Annotated in this window: 16 protein-coding genes and 1 tRNA gene; 6 read left to right on the plus strand and 11 right to left on the minus strand. The window is 62.4% G+C overall.

Annotated elements, in window-relative coordinates; genetic code table 11:
* Positions 1-50: 50 nt before the first annotated feature.
* Positions 51-527, minus strand: a complete 477-nt coding sequence (locus tag ACWF6P_RS00005) for a GatB/YqeY domain-containing protein (protein ID WP_230816530.1) — start codon at positions 525-527, stop codon at positions 51-53.
* A gap of 132 nt (positions 528-659) precedes the next feature.
* Here ACWF6P_RS00005 and ACWF6P_RS00010 point away from each other — a divergent pair, with 132 nt between their 5' ends.
* Together ACWF6P_RS00010 and ACWF6P_RS00015 are read left to right on the plus strand one after the other, a co-directional pair.
* Entirely contained in the window at positions 660-1,628 is a 969-nt protein-coding gene (locus ACWF6P_RS00010; protein ID WP_200312921.1) for a metallophosphoesterase, read from the plus strand.
* A 54-nt stretch (positions 1,629-1,682) separates the two neighbouring features.
* Positions 1,683-1,756: transfer RNA gene (locus ACWF6P_RS00015), tRNA-Pro, on the plus strand.
* Positions 1,757-2,003: 247 nt separating this feature from the next.
* Here ACWF6P_RS00015 and ACWF6P_RS00020 read toward each other — a convergent pair.
* From ACWF6P_RS00020 to ACWF6P_RS00035, 4 genes are read right to left on the minus strand one after another with little or no spacing between them, the layout of a single operon-like run.
* Complete coding sequence (locus ACWF6P_RS00020; protein WP_452619507.1) at positions 2,004-2,462, minus strand: YbaB/EbfC family nucleoid-associated protein; 459 nt, start codon at positions 2,460-2,462, stop codon at positions 2,004-2,006.
* Entirely contained in the window at positions 2,459-3,028 is a 570-nt protein-coding gene (locus ACWF6P_RS00025) for a hypothetical protein (RefSeq protein ID WP_452619508.1), read from the minus strand. Before ACWF6P_RS00025 ends, ACWF6P_RS00020 begins: the two co-directional genes overlap by 4 nt.
* Positions 3,025-4,773, minus strand: a complete 1,749-nt coding sequence (locus ACWF6P_RS00030) for an alpha/beta hydrolase (RefSeq protein ID WP_452619509.1) — start codon at positions 4,771-4,773, stop codon at positions 3,025-3,027. The genes ACWF6P_RS00025 and ACWF6P_RS00030 overlap by 4 nt, the downstream gene beginning before the upstream one ends.
* A complete protein-coding gene (locus tag ACWF6P_RS00035) occupies positions 4,774-5,082 on the minus strand; it encodes a hypothetical protein (protein WP_452619510.1) in 309 nt (102 codons plus the stop codon).
* Positions 5,083-5,314: 232 nt separating this feature from the next.
* Between ACWF6P_RS00035 and ACWF6P_RS00040 the strand changes: the two genes are divergently transcribed.
* Complete coding sequence (locus ACWF6P_RS00040) at positions 5,315-5,638, plus strand: hypothetical protein (RefSeq protein ID WP_452619511.1); 324 nt, start codon at positions 5,315-5,317, stop codon at positions 5,636-5,638.
* 33 nt (positions 5,639-5,671) lie between these two features.
* Here ACWF6P_RS00040 and ACWF6P_RS00045 read toward each other — a convergent pair whose 3' ends face one another.
* The gene (locus ACWF6P_RS00045) at positions 5,672-6,883 is read right to left on the minus strand and encodes an SIR2 family protein (protein WP_452619512.1); all 1,212 of its coding nucleotides are present in this window, start codon (positions 6,881-6,883) and stop codon (positions 5,672-5,674) included.
* A 404-nt stretch (positions 6,884-7,287) separates the two neighbouring features.
* On the minus strand, positions 7,288-8,844 hold the full coding sequence (locus ACWF6P_RS00050; protein ID WP_452619513.1) for an acyl-CoA synthetase: 1,557 nt from the start codon (positions 8,842-8,844) through the stop codon (positions 7,288-7,290).
* A 189-nt stretch (positions 8,845-9,033) separates the two neighbouring features.
* Between ACWF6P_RS00050 and ACWF6P_RS00055 the strand changes: the two genes are divergently transcribed.
* On the plus strand, positions 9,034-10,065 hold the full coding sequence (locus ACWF6P_RS00055; RefSeq protein WP_452619514.1) for an ABC transporter substrate-binding protein: 1,032 nt from the start codon (positions 9,034-9,036) through the stop codon (positions 10,063-10,065).
* A 57-nt stretch (positions 10,066-10,122) separates the two neighbouring features.
* On the opposite strand, the gene ACWF6P_RS00060 is transcribed toward ACWF6P_RS00055, so the two are convergent.
* Positions 10,123-10,557 carry a MarR family winged helix-turn-helix transcriptional regulator gene (locus ACWF6P_RS00060; protein WP_378445719.1) on the minus strand — a complete coding sequence of 145 codons (435 nt, stop codon included), beginning with the start codon at positions 10,555-10,557 and terminating at the stop codon, positions 10,123-10,125.
* Between the two features lie 162 nt (positions 10,558-10,719).
* On the opposite strand from ACWF6P_RS00060, the gene ACWF6P_RS00065 reads away from it, so the two are divergent.
* Both ACWF6P_RS00065 and ACWF6P_RS00070 read left to right on the plus strand, forming a co-directional pair.
* A complete protein-coding gene (locus tag ACWF6P_RS00065; protein ID WP_378445718.1) occupies positions 10,720-12,336 on the plus strand; it encodes a DHA2 family efflux MFS transporter permease subunit in 1,617 nt (538 codons plus the stop codon).
* 104 nt (positions 12,337-12,440) lie between these two features.
* A complete protein-coding gene (locus tag ACWF6P_RS00070) occupies positions 12,441-13,109 on the plus strand; it encodes a DUF6891 domain-containing protein (RefSeq protein WP_452619515.1) in 669 nt (222 codons plus the stop codon).
* A gap of 5 nt (positions 13,110-13,114) precedes the next feature.
* Here ACWF6P_RS00070 and ACWF6P_RS00075 read toward each other — a convergent pair whose 3' ends face one another.
* The 3 genes from ACWF6P_RS00075 to ACWF6P_RS00085 all read right to left on the minus strand — a co-directional run bounded on the left by ACWF6P_RS00075 (position 13,115) and on the right by ACWF6P_RS00085 (position 16,467).
* Positions 13,115-14,881 (minus strand): cholesterol oxidase substrate-binding domain-containing protein, encoded by a 1,767-nt coding sequence (locus ACWF6P_RS00075; protein ID WP_452619516.1) that lies wholly within the window; start codon positions 14,879-14,881, stop codon positions 13,115-13,117.
* Between the two features lie 97 nt (positions 14,882-14,978).
* On the minus strand, positions 14,979-15,782 hold the full coding sequence (locus ACWF6P_RS00080) for a metal-dependent hydrolase (protein ID WP_007732353.1): 804 nt from the start codon (positions 15,780-15,782) through the stop codon (positions 14,979-14,981).
* 220 nt (positions 15,783-16,002) lie between these two features.
* Positions 16,003-16,467: a hypothetical protein gene (locus tag ACWF6P_RS00085; RefSeq protein ID WP_003943487.1), complete on the minus strand. Its 465-nt coding sequence runs from the start codon at positions 16,465-16,467 to the stop codon at positions 16,003-16,005.
* Positions 16,468-16,558 lie beyond the last annotated feature (91 nt).

Consider the following 16,558-nt stretch of genomic DNA (forward strand, 5'->3'; position numbering starts at 1 on the left):
ATCTCCGAGTGATTCGGAGATCGCGGCCGTTTTCGGTTCTGGAAGCGCTTCTACAGGCGGGACTTCACTGCTGCAGAGATACGTGCGCCGTCGGCCTTGCCCTTGGCCAGAGCGTTGGCGGCCTTGATGACCTGGCCCATCTGACGCATACCGGGACGCTCACCGAGCTCCTCGGAAACCTGAGCAAGGGCGGTGTCGACGACATCGACAAGCTCGGCGTCGGTCAACGGCGTCGGCAGGTACTCGTCGATAATCTGAGCTTCTGCGCGCTCTTTCGCGGCAAGCTCACCGCGACCGTTCTCGGTGTAGATCTCGGCTGATTCGCCGCGTTTCTTCGATTCCTTTGCAAGGACTTTGATGATCTCTTCGTCGGTGAGGACTCGTGCTTCCTTACCGGCAACCTCTTCGGTCTGGACGGCTGCCATGAGCATCCGAAGGGTGGCTGTACGTAGCGGATCCTTCGCCTTCATGGATGCAACCATGTCGGTTCGGAGGGTGGCTTTGAGCGATGGTGTCGTGTCGGACATGGTGGAAACGCTACGCGCTCGGCGTTTCGATCGTGCCGATAGTTACCTCCGCCCGGACACAATTCTCTGTGAAATAGCTGTAAAAGGCGGCGAGAGCGACGCAGAAGAACGCCACACCCGTATCCTTGAGAGGTGTCTTCCCAGTTCCGCACCAATCTGACCCGCACCGCACTTGGTGCCGCGGGCGCCGCTGCACTAGGGATCGGGTACGCATCCGGCATCGAACGCAATGCATTTGCACTGCGTGAGGTGACGATGCCAGTCCTGGCGCCCGGTTCGTCGTCGCTGCGGGTCCTCCATCTCAGCGACTTGCACATGATGCCGAACCAACGGTTGAAACAGAATTGGTTGCGTGAGCTCGAAGGCCTCGACCCCGACCTCGTGGTCAACACCGGCGACAACTTGTCGCACCAGCGCAGCGTTCCGGCAGTGGTCCAGGCGCTCGGAGATCTGTTGGCTCGACCGGGTCTGTTCGTCTTCGGCAGTAACGACTACTTCGCCCCGAAACCGAAGAACCCACTGAGCTACATCTTCAACAAGGACAAGCGCATCACCGGGGATCCTCTCCCCTGGGGCGACCTGCGTGCTGCGTTCACCGAACGTGGATGGCTGGACATGACCCACGTGCGCCGCGAACTCGAAGTGGCCGGTATTCGCATCGCGGCCGCCGGCGTCGACGATCCGCACCTGAAGCGCGATCGCTACGACACCGTCGCCGGAACACCCAATCCCGTCGCCCAACTCAAGCTCGGTCTGACGCACTCGCCCGAACCGCGAGTTCTGGACCGGTTCGCCGACGACGGCTACGACCTCGTGCTCGCCGGCCACACGCATGGTGGTCAGCTGTGCCTTCCGTTCTACGGCGCACTGGTCACGAACTGCCAGATCGACCGATCCCGGGTAAAGGGGCCGTCCAAGTGGGGCGCGCACACCCAGTTGCACGTCTCCGCGGGCATCGGCACTTCGCCCTGGGCGCCGGCACGCTTCTGCTGCCGCCCCGAGGCAACTCTGCTCACCCTGGTTCCGGCTACCAGGCGCGAACCCGAGCATGTCTCCGCGCACAGTTCCACAGAGTCTCCAGCGTCGGTTCTACGCAACTGACCTGCGGATTTAATGTCGGTCGACTCGGTAATGTAAGCTAACCGAGGTTCGACACGGGGTGTGGCGCAGCTTGGTAGCGCGCTTCGTTCGGGACGAAGAGGTCGTGGGTTCAAATCCCGCCACCCCGACAGAACTAGAAGGCCCTTGACCCGCCGATACGGTGGTCAAGGGCCTTCTTTTTGTTCATGCAGCAGGATATGCAATAGCGACGTACTGCACGAGGGCAGCGCCCCTGGCCGCAGCCTCGCGTTGCATCGTCGGACTCACGCGCCAGCAGATGTCCACCGTCGTCGTGATCGTCAAACCAAAGATCGGGCACCCCCGGCTCCTCCAGTACTGCTTTGCGGTTCGCGGTGCGGTGCCCAGGTTCTAGGTTCAGGCACGTCGCATGAACGAACCGCCGTCGAAGGGTAGGTCGCAAGCACGCGGAGCGTGCGGTAGGTCGTCGTCGACCGGTGCGCGGTCAGCTCGCCGCAGCACGTGAGCTTCGGGTACGGCAGGTGGCTGATCGAACGCATCCACTGCATTGAACGCATTCATTGCCCCGGCGACGCGAGGATCGCGGAAGAGTGGGGCGCGCAGTTCTTGCGCCGCCTCCGCTGCTGCCGCCGAAGCCGTTCGGTGGGCCGCTGCGATCGCGGTGGAAAGTGCAGCCGCCCCGCCCCTGAGGCAACTCTCGGTCAGGTGCAGGTCGGTAATCGCGCCGTACGCATCAACCTCGACGCTGACGGCCCCGCCTCCACCATCTGCGCGGGCGCGCACCTTCCCGACCTCGACGTCGACTTGGCGAGCGAGGACGGTCAACTCCGGAAACGAGGATGCGGGCCCGCTCAAGGCTGATCGATCTGCACGGGCGCGTCCGGATGATCCGACGCGGCAGGTCGGGGGAAACACGGCGACGACCCGCTCAGGCCCGCTCCGCGTGGATGCTCGTCGAAGACCATCCGATATCCATCCGGCAAAACAGTTTCGGTGCTCGTCGTGCCCCCGGCGGAGTCGTACGTTCGAAACTTCCAGCCGCGCTCAGTCCACAGACGGCGGATCGTATCGCCGAAACCTGGAATGCTCGCGGCGTCAGAAGACTCGAGGAAATACATCACGCCGTAGTCCACGGATGTGTCCGTGGACAGATTGCTGTCGTTGCATGGGACGGTGCCACCCGGATCGAGGACGACGCGCCCATCCAAGTCGGAATACCTGGTCAGATATGCCCCGGCAGGCAGGGCCGCGATGGTTTCGGTCAGGTATTCGATCACCTTGGCCTGTGCCTGCGGGCGGGTCAGATTCACGTTGGCTTCCATCACTTTTCCGTTCTCCGTCGTCGTGCACGCAGACAGCAGCACTGCCACCGCGATACTGCTCGCGCCGAGTGCTTTACGGCGTCGAGTTGCGTTGGTCATGGCGCTCCTAGTCCGGCGATCACGTGGCCCATACCGGCAAGAGCCGGATTGTTGTTTTCCCAGTACTCACTGTGCGCGGCTGGGCTGGGGAGCTCACCGAGCAGACCCGCGTCGATCCCGGTCCCGGGTGCGGCTTCGACGATGGTGGCACCGAATCCGATCAATGGAAGATCGTTCGCGGGATTCGCGCCGTGCGAGAGACCGCCGAACACGTCCCCGATCATCGGAACCGGATCGTTGGCCGCGGCGGTGGCGTATACGTGGCCACCGACATGTCCGGGATCGATGCCGTCGAGGGAAAGTCCCTCGACCCGGTCCATCCCCACTCCGGGACTACCTACGAAAAACAGATCGTTCGCGTCGATTGATCGTCCGCCCGAGGCCGCAGCACCGATCACGGTCGATCCGTAACTGTGTCCGATAACCGTGTTGTGCGAAGGCACACCATCGTGGGACGCGCGAAGTCCGTCTTGGAACCGGCCGAGCGATCCGGCGCCGCCGTCGGCATACCCGTCGAGTCCTGCTTGTGGGATCGTTTGCGGCGCATCGTATCCGTACCAGGTCGTCACGGAGGTCGATCCCTCGATCCCCGCGAACCGTCGCTGGTTTTCCGCCGAGTTCAACATCATTTGGGAGCGGTCGATGTCGCCGCCGATTGTTCCCAGGTGGCTGCCGGTACCAGGTACGAATGTTGCGACGTTCGTCGCGGTATCGGGATTGTTCAGTGCCACGATGGCGCGGCCTTTGCCGTCGACGCCGAGCAGGTACTTCTCCGAATCACCCTCCTGGGCGAGAGCGGGGTCGATCTGGTCGGCGAGGACGCCGTATCCGTCGAGACGCTGCTGAAGGTCCACGCGTTGCTGCTGCCACTGCTCGTAGTCGCGGCGCGCCTGCTGGTCCGCCTCGTCCACGTTGCCTGCATCTGACGGAATGTTGCGCCCCTGGACCCAATCGGGGTGCTCACCGTCGAGGACGGAGAGTTCGGTCGACGTCGACGATTGCAGTTTGCCGAGGTTGATCCGGTTGAAATGATCGCGATCTGCGGCCGGCATCCCGTCCCGGTTCCCGATTCCCGGATCGAACGACGCGAGAGCATCTTTGTCGCTCGGGGACAGTGATTCCCAGAATTCGTTGAACTCCCTCGCGCCGTCCGGAGGGAACGCGTTGCCGTCCAGGATCGCGGCCACCTCCGCGCTCATCGTCGGCTGGACGCCTAGTGGCTGTACGAGATCGGTGAGGTCTCCTGCTGCCTTCGACAAGGCCGCGGCAGCATCCTCGTCGAGGCTTCCCGCCGTGTGCAAGGCAGGAATCAGTCGGGCCTCGAAGCTGCGTGCCCTCTCGTCGAACGCAGCCTGCCCCAAGATGTCGAGGGCGGTGTTACCGCTTCCGTATCGAGGTGCGCTCACCCGGCCGTCGTCGGCGACAGCCATCCCCTCCGCGATCGCATCGTCGGCGATCTCGATCACCGCCGCTCGCGCCGGCCCCAACGCGGCAGCGGCTTCACTCAGCGCGTCGGCTTCGGCGAATACTCCGGTGGTGATCTGTGTCGCGGCGATACTGTCAGCAAGGGATCGCGCCGACGCCGCGGCCGAGGCTTCGCCTGTCCAGTGATCGAGCGCGGAGTCAACCGCGCGGTGCGCTGATTCCACAGCGTGCATGAAGTCGCGGTTCTTTTGCTCCAATGCTGTTGCAGCGGTGGCGAAAACAGTCGGATCCCAGGCGCGGACCTGGGAGATCGTCGCCATCTACACAGCCGCCTGGTAGGCGGCCAGCCGGTTCCGGAAGGCGTCCTCGACAGCGTCGTAGCTGCTCGCGCTGGATTGCGCGGCGTCAGCCATCGACGTCAACATCGCCGAGGTAGCGCGGTATCCGGCGGTAATCGGGTCACCGGCCCGCGCGGCGGCCGGGCCGCTAGCCGAATCCGGCATCGCCGCAGCCGCGTCAGCGAAAATTCCGGACACGTCGATGCCCGCAATCACGACACTTTGGTCTCGCACGGCTTCGGCCAACGCTCGTAGCAACTCGGCATCTGCTTGCAGTACTTCGTTCCCCACCCAAGCCCCCCGGCTTCGAATCGACATGCGAAAAAGCAGCGTAGCAGCGCATTGCCTGGAACCCTTGCCAGTTGCCGCACTGCCGAACATGGCGGACCCCTGCAGCCAATCCAGCGACGCCACTCCGACACCGGAGTAACTCGCTCGACGCAGCGACGAGTAGAGCCGTTCGGCCAGCGCGAGACGTTCACTATCCTGACGTCAGCAACTCCCCCGACGATAAGGTGAAGCCGTGGCATCCGAACCAGACTTTGCGCACAATGACATGGCGAGCCGTAGCCGACGCGAGAAAGCTGTCGGCCTTGCCAAGTTCGCTTGGGACCGCGATATCAGCAGTGCAGAATTGCTCGACATGCCCGACGATCGGCTGCGCAAACTCGCGCGGGCGGCCGGCGCCAATCCGCCGAGCACGCGGGAGACTTGGACTATCGCCGCCAGGCTGCTCGACGAGAAATCCTTGTGGTCAGCCGCTAACCCAGACCGTCCCGAGGCTCAGCGCGAGCATCCGGACGAGAAGATCATGTGGGTGAAGAAGCCGATCGAGCCCTGGCTGTGACAGCCGAATTCAGCGCAGCTGTGACAGCCGAATTCAACGTCGCCGTGACCGCGATTGAGAAACTCGCTGATCCTCCTTTATCGATTGCGACCAAGGAGTAGCACCGAGTTCGTCGAAAACTGCTTCCAAGCTGCTCCACCGCTCACGGTGCTCGTGCGGCAAGGATCTGATGACGTCCGCGGCCGCCCTCAGATTTTCTGCCAAACCGATTTCTCCCTCTTCGAGCAACCCCTTGTAATTCGTATCCAACAGGTACGGAGCGTCGACGCTCGTCAAAATCGCGAGCTTGTCCAGGAATATCTCGAGGTCACGTGCAGCCACTTGCTGATCCAAGGAATCCGAAACAGCAACGTAGTCGAAGTCGTTCTTCCACAAAGCAGTTCGAATTTCGTCCCGCTGCAGTGTGATTACGGTGCCCAAAGTTCGTGGGCGCTTGTTCCGTGCATCGAGTGCCAATACTTCATGTGCTAGCCGGAGCACATTGTCATCGGTCATAGATGCTCCGACAACTATGAGATGTCCGGTTGCCATGAGCGACTGAACGATCGAGCCCAACGGACGTCGTTCTGCGTCGTATCTGACGAAGTCTCGGCGACTCAAGACGATGCTGGCCGCGTCAGCCACATCGCCGTGCAATTTCAGTACCCACGGAACTCCCGCGCGGGCTTCTTCTCTCGGAAGTACAGAGACCGAGTTTTCGCCGTGCGCAGATTCAAATGCGCGTTCGTACAACGCATCGTAGTTGGTCGTAACCACTTTTTTGACTCGCAGAGACGCCAGAAGACAATGCGACAGTGTTGGTTTGATATCAACGCCAGTCAGCTGAACAACGCGTTCGCCCAGGTCGTTAGATCCGTCGTCCTCCGTTTGCAACTCCTTCGACAGAAGTTGCGCACGGTCGAGGACATTGAGCTCAGCAAATTCCGCGCTGCTCACACCCGGCAGCTCCTGGTGACGAATTGCCTCGAGCAGATTGTCCCACGACGGCAATCCGGCGGGAATGCTGACTCCTGCACCCAACAACAAGGAGGCTTCACCCGCGTGCAACCTATCGGCCAATTGCTGGACCTGCGGAGGGATGCCAGCACTCAACAAGTGTCCCCGCCGAATCGATTGATACGCGGCGTAATCGGCAGCATTGGCAACTACAAAGGCGATGTCGAAGTCGTATTTGTCAGCACATTCCACCGCAGTCTCGATCAACGCTTTGATGACATGGCCCCGAACCATCGCCTGCCCGCCCAAACCCACCCCGAAGGTCGGCAAAGCAATGAGTGGTTTGACTCGACGACCTCCGGGCTGAATATCAGCAGATGCAATCGCGTCGAGGACCTCGTGAACGCCGTCCACCAGCCGGGGCACCGATCCCCGAGAAGCGACGTTCAACAGCCACGCCGGCCGCCCTTCCTTCGGGAATGCGCGGACCCTGTTGCCCCCTGCCGGTGCGCTTTCCACTGGACTCGTGAGGCCGAGCACCGGCCACCAATGCTCACGAGGCACGAAGTTGCCGCTCGTCGACACGACCGCCGCATCCCAGTCCACTGATTCGAGACGTCCTCGGACGACAAAAACATGACCAGCACCTGCATCATTCCCAGTCACACATACTCCCCACTTGTACCAATTACAGGTTCCGGGACACTACATGCTCATACTCCCGCTACGGTTTCGCGAGCCCAACGGTAGTCGGCCTTACCGCTGGGTGAGCGGAGGATGCTGGGTACCAGCACGATCGACCGGGGAATCTTGTACCCAGCCACATGGGTGCGGCAATGCTCCGACAATGATTCCGTCGCAACATCTTCGAACCCCGGTCGAACCTGCACCACAGCTGCGACCTTCTCGCCGAATCGCGTGTCGGGCGCGCCCGCTACCAAGGCGTCGAAAACTGCCGGGTGAGTTTTGAGTGCCTGCTCGACTTCTTCGGGATAAACCTTCTCGCCTCCGGAGTTTATGCACATCGAACCGCGCCCGAGCAGCACTATGGTTCCGTCGGCTTCCATCGTGCCCATATCCCCGAGTACCGCCAGACGCACCCCGTCGACGACGGGAAAAGTTGCAGCAGTCTTCGCGGGGTCGTCGAAGTAGGCCACGGGAACATGGCCTGCCCTGGCGATGAATCCGACTTTGTTCGAGCCTGGTTCGATGCGACGGAATTCGTCGTCGACAAGAATCATGTTGGGGTTGGAGCGAATTCGCTTGGAACCGTCTTCTCCGAATTCGACGACGCCGTCGTTGCCGGATTCCGAAGCACCGAATGCATCCTTGATCACCAGCCCTGGCAATCGGGTTGTCAGTTCTGCCTTGAGGTTCGGGGAGAACAATGCGCCACCCGAGCCGATCAGTTGGAGAGTCGAAAGGTCGTAGCGCCCTTCGCTTGCGGCGATGGCGTCGGCAATCGGTCGAGCAATCGCGTCGCCGACGACGGTGATTCCGGTGATCTTCTCGGCCTCGACCAGTCGCAGCACTTCCATCGGATCGAAGCTGCGGGTCAGCACTCGGGGAGCTCCCATGAGAAATGCCGTGAGCAGTGAATAGATCGCGGCTCCATGCATGAGCGGCGGGATGAGTAGCAGCACAGTCGGATCGGTGTTCGCTACAGCCGCATCCACAACCTCTTCGAGACTTCGACGCGGCGGCCCGCTGAGGTTCGCTCCGGACAGCGCGGCGAAGAAGAAGTCCTCGTGCCGCCACACCACACCCTTGGGCATTCCGGTTGTACCGCCGGTGTAGATGATGAAATGGTCGTCGTTGCTGCGAGGGCCGAAGTCGCGGGTATCGGACTGCGCCGCAAGGGCGTTCTCGTAGTCGTCGCCGACGATCAGCACGTGGGTGATCTCCGGACACTGCGGAACCACGGCCAGTGCCGTCGGCGCGAATTCTGCCTCGACCAGCAGTGCCACCATCTGGGAGTTGGTGTAGATATACGACAGCTCGGCATCCGTGTAGCGAAAGTTGACGTTGATCGGTACCGCTCTGATCTTCAAGCAGGCAAGGAGCGATTCGACGTACTCGACGCAGTTCCGCATGTGAATACCGACATGCTGGCCCGGTTCGACGCCCACCGACTGCAGATGATGTGCGAGCCGGTTCGATCGCAGTTCGAGTTCGGCGTAGCTCAACCGCACGTCTTCCAGAATCAAGGGAACCCGATCGGGGATCGCATCGGCAACGGCCTCGAACAGATCGGCAATGTTCAGGGTCATCGAAATCCTCACTACACGCGTCTTCGCTTACCAGTACAGGTCTTTCGCGAAGCTAACACGTTGCTCGCACCCTGTTGTCCGAATTGCGTGGAGGTCCCGCTGAGCGAGACCTGACGCGCCCTTCACCTGGTGTCGGCAGTGCGGATACCTCCCTGACCAAGCCATATGGACAGAAGGTAGGGTAGCCTAATGCACTCACGCACCACTCTCCGTAGCCGCACGTCGGTCCGGGTCGCCATGGTTGCCCTGGCGACTGTTTTTGCCGCTACGGCCTGCGGCTCTTCCGACGCCGGCGGCAACGCAAACGGCAACACCGATGTCGCGACCGGCGGCAAGCTGTTCAGCACCGCCGACACGGAAACCGCGAAGCTCGGCAGCGATGCCGCGCCCGGCGAGTTCCCACGCACCATCACCCATGCTCTGGGCGAGACAACCCTCGAGGCCAAGCCCACCCGTGTCGTCGTCCTCGACAGCGGCGAACTCGACGAGGTCCTCTCGCTCGGGATCACCCCGGTCGGCATCGCCAGCCCGGAAAGTGCCGCCGGTCAGCCGTCGTACCTGGCCGACAAACTCGTCGGAGTCCCCGACGTGGGCACGACCAACAACCTCAACCTCGAGGCGATCACCGCGCTGCAGCCCGATCTGATCCTCGGCAGCAAGCTGCGTCAGGACAAGCTGTACCCACAGCTGTCTGCGATCGCACCGACGGTCTTCAGCATCCGCCCCGGCTTCCCGTGGAAGGAGAACTTCCTCCTTGCCGGTGACGCACTCGGCGAGGAGACCAAGGCTGAGCAGGTTCTCAACGACTACCAGGAGCACGCCGACAAGGTCCGTGAGTCGATCGACGGTTCCCCGACAATCTCACTGGTTCGCTTCATGTCCGGGAAGCTGCGCTTGTACGGCAATCTGTCGTTCATCGGCGTCATCTTGAAGGACGTCGGTCTGCCCCGCCCGGCGATCCAGGACATCAACGAACTGGCCGTCGAGGTCAGCCCGGAAACGATCACCGAGGCAGAAGGAGACCGAATCTTCTACTCCAGCTACGGAAATCCCGCCGACACCGGCCAGACCACCGTTGTGGCCGGACCGCTGTGGGCCAGCATGGACGCAGTCAAGGAAGGCCGCGCCACCGAGGTGAGCGACGAGACCTGGTTCCTGGGCCTCGGCCCGACAGGTGCCGGCCTGGTTCTCAACGATCTGCAGGCCAAGCTCGGCAAGTAGCCGTCACCCAAGCCAAGACCGCCGCTCGACTCTCCGGAGTCGAGCGGCGTTTTTTGTTCAGCGGTTGTCCTGCTCGAGGTGTTCGTTCATCGTGGAGTGCAGGTCGACGAGAAATTCCTCGAATCGACTGAGAAGTTCGGGCGGGTACTTCGCCATCATGGCGTCGAGTCGCACGGCAAGGGGCCCGAAGAACTCGTCCGCCAGATCCTGCACGTGCGCACTGCTGTGCAGCGTGACCACGCGGCGGTCTGCATTCTCGCGGGTCCGGACGATATGCCCTGCCTTTTCCAGGCGATTGAGCAACGCGGTGGTTGCGCCCGACGTCAGCGAGATCCGCTCGCCGAGGCGGGCAGGCGAGAGCGGCGCGCCTTTCTCCTCGGCCGCCGTGATTTCCATCAGTGCAGTTGCGTCGGTGGAATGGAGGCCGAGCCACGACGCGAATCGATGGCTGAATTCGGTGAACGTCCCACCGTACGCACGGAATTCATCCATCAGCCGCTCCCGCTCCACGGAGATGTCGCGCGGTGCCTCCACCTCGGTGATCCCACCTTTCCTGTGCCAGACGGCGGCCGGTCGAGCCCAGCGCGCACGTTGACAACTTACCGCCTCAAATATACCTTCATTATGAAGTTACTTCACAATGGAGGTTTATTCGTGAACATCTCACCCACCACCCGCAAGTGGTTGGGCCTGATCGCCATCGCACTCGGCGTGGCACTGATCGTCGTCGACACCACCATCGTCAACGTCATAGTCCCCTCGATCATCGAAGATCTCGGGATCAATTCCGTTCAGGCTCAATGGATCCAAGAGTCCTACGCAATCGTCTTCGCGGCGCTCCTGCTATTGGTCGGCAGAGTTGCCGACCTGGTCGGCGCCCGTCGCATCTTCATCGCCGGTGTCGTCGTGTTCGGCGCAACGAGCCTGCTGGCCGGACTGGCACCGAACGGCGGCCTGCTCATCCTGGCGCGATTCCTGCAGGGCGTCGGCGCGGCCATGATCCTGCCCACCTCACTGTCACTTCTGAACGCGATGTTCACCGGCAAAGCGCGCGGTCAGGCCTTCGCGGTCTGGGGTTCCACCATCGGCGCTGCATCCGCCCTCGGCCCACTGCTCGGCGGCTGGCTTGCCGAACATGCCTCATGGCGTTGGGCATTCGGGATCAACATTCCGCTTGCTGCGCTCATTCTCATCGGCGCAGTGCTGTTCATCGCCCCCTCGCCGCGCACCGCAGGGCGCATCGACGCCACCGGAGCGGCGCTGTCCATCGCCGGGCTCGGACTGCTGGCCTTCGGCCTCGTCGAGGGACGGACGTACGGGTGGCTGACCACGAAGGAACCCTTCGATCTGTTCGGACTTTCATGGTCCAGCGGACCGTCACCGGTTCTGGTCGCGTTGGTTCTCGCCGTCATCTCGCTCGGTGCGTTCGCCTACCGTCAAACCATGCTCACCCGCAGCGACGATCCGTCGCGGGCGCTGATGGACGTGCGGTTGTTCTCCATCTCGTCGTTCCGCAACGGCAACATCGCGACGCTGATCATCGGACTCGGCGAGTTCGGAATCGTTGCAGTGCTTCCTCTCTGGCTTCAGTTCACGCTCGGATACAGCGCACTCCAGGCCGGACTCGCGCTGGTTCCCATCGCCATCGGCAGCTTTGTCGCCAGTGGTGCGAGCTTCGGGCTGGCATCGAAGGTCTCGCCGTTGGGCTTGGTCCGTATCGGTCTGGCTCTCGAAGCGCTCGGTCTCGCCGGTCTCGGATTCATCGCTGCAACAGACAGCCCCTGGTGGACTATCGCCGCAGTGCTGTTCTTCTACGGCATCGGTGTAGGTTTCGCGACGGCGCAGGTTACCAACGTCGTGCTCGAGGAGATTCCCGAGCAGAGCGCCGGTCAAGGCTCCGGCATTCAGAGTGCGTTCCGCCAACTCGGATCGGCACTGGGTATCGCCGTCCTCACCACGGTGTTCTTCAGCACTCTCAATTCCACGCTGAACAGCGACCTCACCGAATCCGGTGTCGACCAAGCTCAGGCTGATCAGTTGACGCGGGCAGTCACCGACAGCGCAGGCGCCGCCATCGACTCACTGGCCGGCTCACCGAGCACTGCTTTCGTTGCCGACGCCGCCCAGTCTGCGATGACTCACGGCATCACACTCGGCGGATACCTTGCGGCCGGATTTGTCGTGGTGGGCCTGATCGCCACGGCGCTCATCCCGAACAAGCCGGCCCCGTCGACCGAGGAGGAAACGAAAGCAGCAGCTGACGTCGCCTGACGGTCGGATCGGTGCAGTACGGTGCCGGTATGCGATTGCCCTGGTCACGGTCAGCACAGTCACGGTCAGCACAGTCACGGTCTGCACAGTCACGGTCAGCACCGGTGCTCAGTGAGGCTGACATCGTCGCCGTACGTGGGCAAGCACGCGAACTGGTACTCCCAGGTTTCGCGACGTTCGAAGAAATCTGCGAAGCCGCCCGAGACTGTGTCGAGGGCGGCTTCGAGAACGACGAACTCGGCAGACAGATCGATGCGGTAGTGCGTGCGGTCTGGGACCACAGACTGGTGGAGCAGACGCAATGGACAGCTCCCGGCGACTTCGAGCGCGTATCCGCGGCCTTCGCTGATCTCGAGCGCAACGGCGTCGTGGCCCGGATGAACTTCACCTGCTGCATGCAGTGCGGCACTACCGAAATCGACGACGAACGCACGCCGTCCGAACCTGACGAGAACGGGTATCCCTTTGCTCAGTGGGCGTACACGTTCTTCCACATGCAAGATGCGGAGCGTCTCGGCGACGAGCCGTCCGATCTCTACTTGTCCTACAGTGCGTTTCGTCCGGCCCATGATCTCGATCCCGCGCTGATCGCCGCTGCCTTCGGCGGCGACGAAACCGCCAAGGCACACATGATCGCGCACACCGATCAGACCGTCGGGCACCAGGTAACCGACGCACTCCGAGCCCAGGGACTGAGCGTCGACTGGAATGGTGACAACAATCAGCGTATCCGCGTCACCGACGTAATTTGGCGCAAACCGCTCCCGCAGTAACAGATTCAGCTGGGTGGCAATACGCGGTCGAGAAACGTATTGCTGAATACACGGTGCGGGTCGTGTTCGTCGAGAGTGGCGAGAGCGAAGCCCCAATTCCCGTCGCCACCGGCACGGAAGGTGGCAGGCACTGTGCTGGTGAGGAATTCGTCGTCCTGGTATGCCGCCTGATCGGTGAATGCCCACCCCTTGGACCACTCCGGACGGAAGGTCGCGTAATCGCCGGAGTAGTTCGCGACCATCCACCGTTCCATTTCGCGAAGGAACGCAGGCAATCCCGCGGTGCCGGGAATCGAGACTACGTTCATCCAGATCGCTGTGTCCCAGTCCTGACGATCCGCCCGCGGCCGCACCGCTGACAGGTCCGGCACTCCGGCGCTGTCGACCAACACCTCGCCGTCATCGTCGACACCGCAGAGACGCACTTCGAACGGCATGTTGACGGGATACTGCCCCAGCGACGCGTAGTGCGTCATTCGTTCGTTCAGCCAACTCGTCATCTCGTGGACGACTCGGCCGATGTTGGACCGCTTGGTGATCACGGCCCCGCCCCCGGCTACGACGCGCAAGGTCGTGTGCCGGAGGTAGAACAGAACGTCTTTCGACCAACCCCAGAGATCGTCGGTGTCGGTCAGCACCAATCCTGCTGCTACAGCTCCGAACTGGGAGGCACCGAACAGTGGTGTCGCAGCTTGAAGACCCTGCGCCACCATCCCCAACGGGGTGGTGACTTCTTCGGGAATCGCGTCGGAGAAGAAGTAGTTGTACGGCCCGCTCACTTCTCGAGACTCCGGCGGTTTGACCGCGGTCGGTGTCCAGACCTTGAGCCACGGTGTTGGCGTGAACGGGAACCAGATCGCTTCCACCCGCCCGGATTTCTCGACGAAACTCTCGTAGGTACGTCCTGGCGAACCGGGAGCAGCAAAGAGTTCTTGCCACGGAATGTCGGTGAAACTCTGGCAACGCAGCCGATAATTCTCCCCGGCTTGCAGCGTCACGGAGGTGACGAAGGTTCGGCCCAGGTGGGTCAGGAAAGCCGTGATCTTGTCATCTGATCGGTGAAAAGTCTTCAGCGCGTAGCGATTGCTGCCTTCGTCCCACGCCACCACCGTGATCTCGGCGATCAGGTTGCTCAGCGATCCGTACGACTGACCAGGGGTGATCGTCTCCCCCGCCGCCGGATAGGTTGCCCCGTGGGCGCCGATCGCCAGCGCCCCGGCGATGGACAGCTCACCGATCGCCGGAGAGTTGGCCCAGCCGAGCCCCTCCCGCTCGAGCGCTGTCAAAATCGCTTCGATGCTGGCCCCGGCGCCCGCCGTGACTGTTGCGGGCGTGCCGTGCTGCACCACAACCGAATTCAAGTTCGTCATCGTGTCGACCAGCAGAACTCGATCCGAAGGCGCGCCAGGCACCACCGTCAACGGACTCCACCCGTGCATCGTTCCGCGCGCACGCACCGTGTAGCCGTTGTCGAACGCCCAGTTGGCGAGGGTGACGACGTCGTCGCTGTGACGCGCCGTCGCCGTCCACACGCTGTCGAGCATGATTTCTCGCGACCAGTTGACGTATGCCTGCTGTGACAGCGGAATGTCCGACGGAAATCCGGGCGGTGGCGCGATGGTCGATGCCGAGCCCCAGGGAACTGCTCCCGCCGGCGCCCAAGCAAGACCCGTAAGCGCGGCAGCACCGGCACTTGCTGCGAGAAATCCGCGTCGGCTCACACCGCCTTCTCCGGAGCTGTGCTCTGCCTTGCGTTCTGTTTGATGCACCACTGCCCACTCCGTCAGCCGACTCGGTTCATGTCAGGGACGAACGTAGAACAAATATGATTACGATGCCAGTGGTTCCGTAATAAAAGTTTTCCGACGCCTACTGCACCATCGGAGCGAACACGGCGTAGATCGCTTCCGGGGCGCCGTCGAACGCACTGATGATCAACCAGGCAGTCAGAACCGTGAGAGCCGGCCCAATCAAGATCTTCTCGAGGTTCCCACCTGCACGGATGGACAGAAATGATGGCAGCCGTTGTTCCCACCATCGCTTGCCGCCGAGCGGGATCAGGGGTGCAAGAAACGGCACTCCCTCCTTGGTGATCGCATCGCCGAGACAGTGCGTGGCGCAGCCCAGTGCCACCGCAACACCTAGCCCGGTGGATCCGGCCTCGCTGGGATACCACTGCCAGGTGAGGGCGGAGAGCACCAACGCAACGGCAGAAACCGCGAGCCATCCCTTCTCCTTCGCCAATTCACCCGCCAATCCTCGGATCGCCAACCCGAGGCAGAAGAACAGCGTGATGATGATGGCGGGCTTCCCGAACTGAACCACCAGCGCCGAGACCCCGGCACCGAGACCCGCGGCAAACAGTGCGGTGTGTGTGAGAGTCCGATGCCCACCACGACGCTTGCCGTCCTTCTTGCCTTTCGTAATGCGGTAGAAGGTCACCGAAATTGCGTCGATGCCCTTGGCCAGAGCCTTGCTGAGCGGACCGAATGATCGGGAAACCGTGGACTGACCGGTATCGAGGTCGGGAAGCAGGGCGGCTCCGGCGCACACCCCGGCAAAGGTCAAAGTTTCCGCAGTGGATGTGGGCCCTCCCCAGTCGAGAGGCAACAACTCTGCAACCACCAACCCCACAGCAGCACCGGACATCGCGTGGGTGGGGCCCATGACCATGAAACACAACACCTTTCGAAACGCGCCCCGCGCCAGGCCGTACCGCACCCGTAGCAAGACACCACACACATGACGCCATCGGCGACGGTCCCGGCATGCTCGCCGAGACCGCCCCGAACGTAGCAAGTGCTACCGACAGGCTTGACGAACCTCCAGACCCGGTTGAGTACGGGCGTACCGTTCCAGGTCAAAGCGGTTCATGCGGAGCTTTTTTCGCTCGTCAGCCCGCGGCAACCGTGCATGACAGGGCAACGCCTTCCTCCAGCGGAGCGACGCCGGCCATGTCGAGCACCTCTGCCGGAACACCCTCGGTCGTCGGAGCCCACTCGACGGTCGGCAACGCCGGCACACCTTCACGCGCAACGAATGTCGCAGCTTCGCTCGGCACTTCGATAGTGACTGCGGCCGTACCGGCCTCCTCCGCGCGCACAACCTTGCCCTCGTCGATGAGCTTCTGCAGCTCCTCGTCGGAAATCGGCGCCGCGACACCACACGCTACTTCGGGAGCCACACCCAACTCGGCCGGAGCGGTCGCGATCGATCGCACCGCCACCGGCGACCCGTCGGAAATGGGGTTGGAAGCCCAGGCGATTCCCGGTGCCACGGCCATACCGAGGACCGCCACGGACGCCACCACCACACCGGTCCGGCGGGCCCGCTTGCCGTTCACTTTCAATCGCGTCATCGTTGTTCTCCTTGATCGAACGTTCTCGAATTCTCGGCGCGGTCGCATCCGAGAAACCCGAGGTTATGAAGCCAACACTGCAGATCTGTTG

Source organism: Rhodococcus sp. NPDC055024 (assembly GCF_053608585.1).

Coding starts and splice junctions, on each gene's coding strand:
- ACWF6P_RS00060 (WP_378445719.1), bottom strand. CDS start 10,557: ATGGATGAATTCCGTGCGTACGGTGGGACGTTCACCGAATTCAGCCAT.
- ACWF6P_RS00085 (WP_003943487.1), bottom strand. CDS start 16,467: ATGACGCGATTGAAAGTGAACGGCAAGCGGGCCCGCCGGACCGGTGTG.
- ACWF6P_RS00025 (WP_452619508.1), bottom strand. CDS start 3,028: ATGACCAACGCAACTCGACGCCGTAAAGCACTCGGCGCGAGCAGTATC.
- ACWF6P_RS00055 (WP_452619514.1), top strand. CDS start 9,034: ATGCACTCACGCACCACTCTCCGTAGCCGCACGTCGGTCCGGGTCGCC.
- ACWF6P_RS00005 (WP_230816530.1), bottom strand. CDS start 527: ATGTCCGACACGACACCATCGCTCAAAGCCACCCTCCGAACCGACATG.
- ACWF6P_RS00080 (WP_007732353.1), bottom strand. CDS start 15,782: ATGGTCATGGGCCCCACCCACGCGATGTCCGGTGCTGCTGTGGGGTTG.
- ACWF6P_RS00050 (WP_452619513.1), bottom strand. CDS start 8,844: ATGACCCTGAACATTGCCGATCTGTTCGAGGCCGTTGCCGATGCGATC.
- ACWF6P_RS00030 (WP_452619509.1), bottom strand. CDS start 4,773: ATGGCGACGATCTCCCAGGTCCGCGCCTGGGATCCGACTGTTTTCGCC.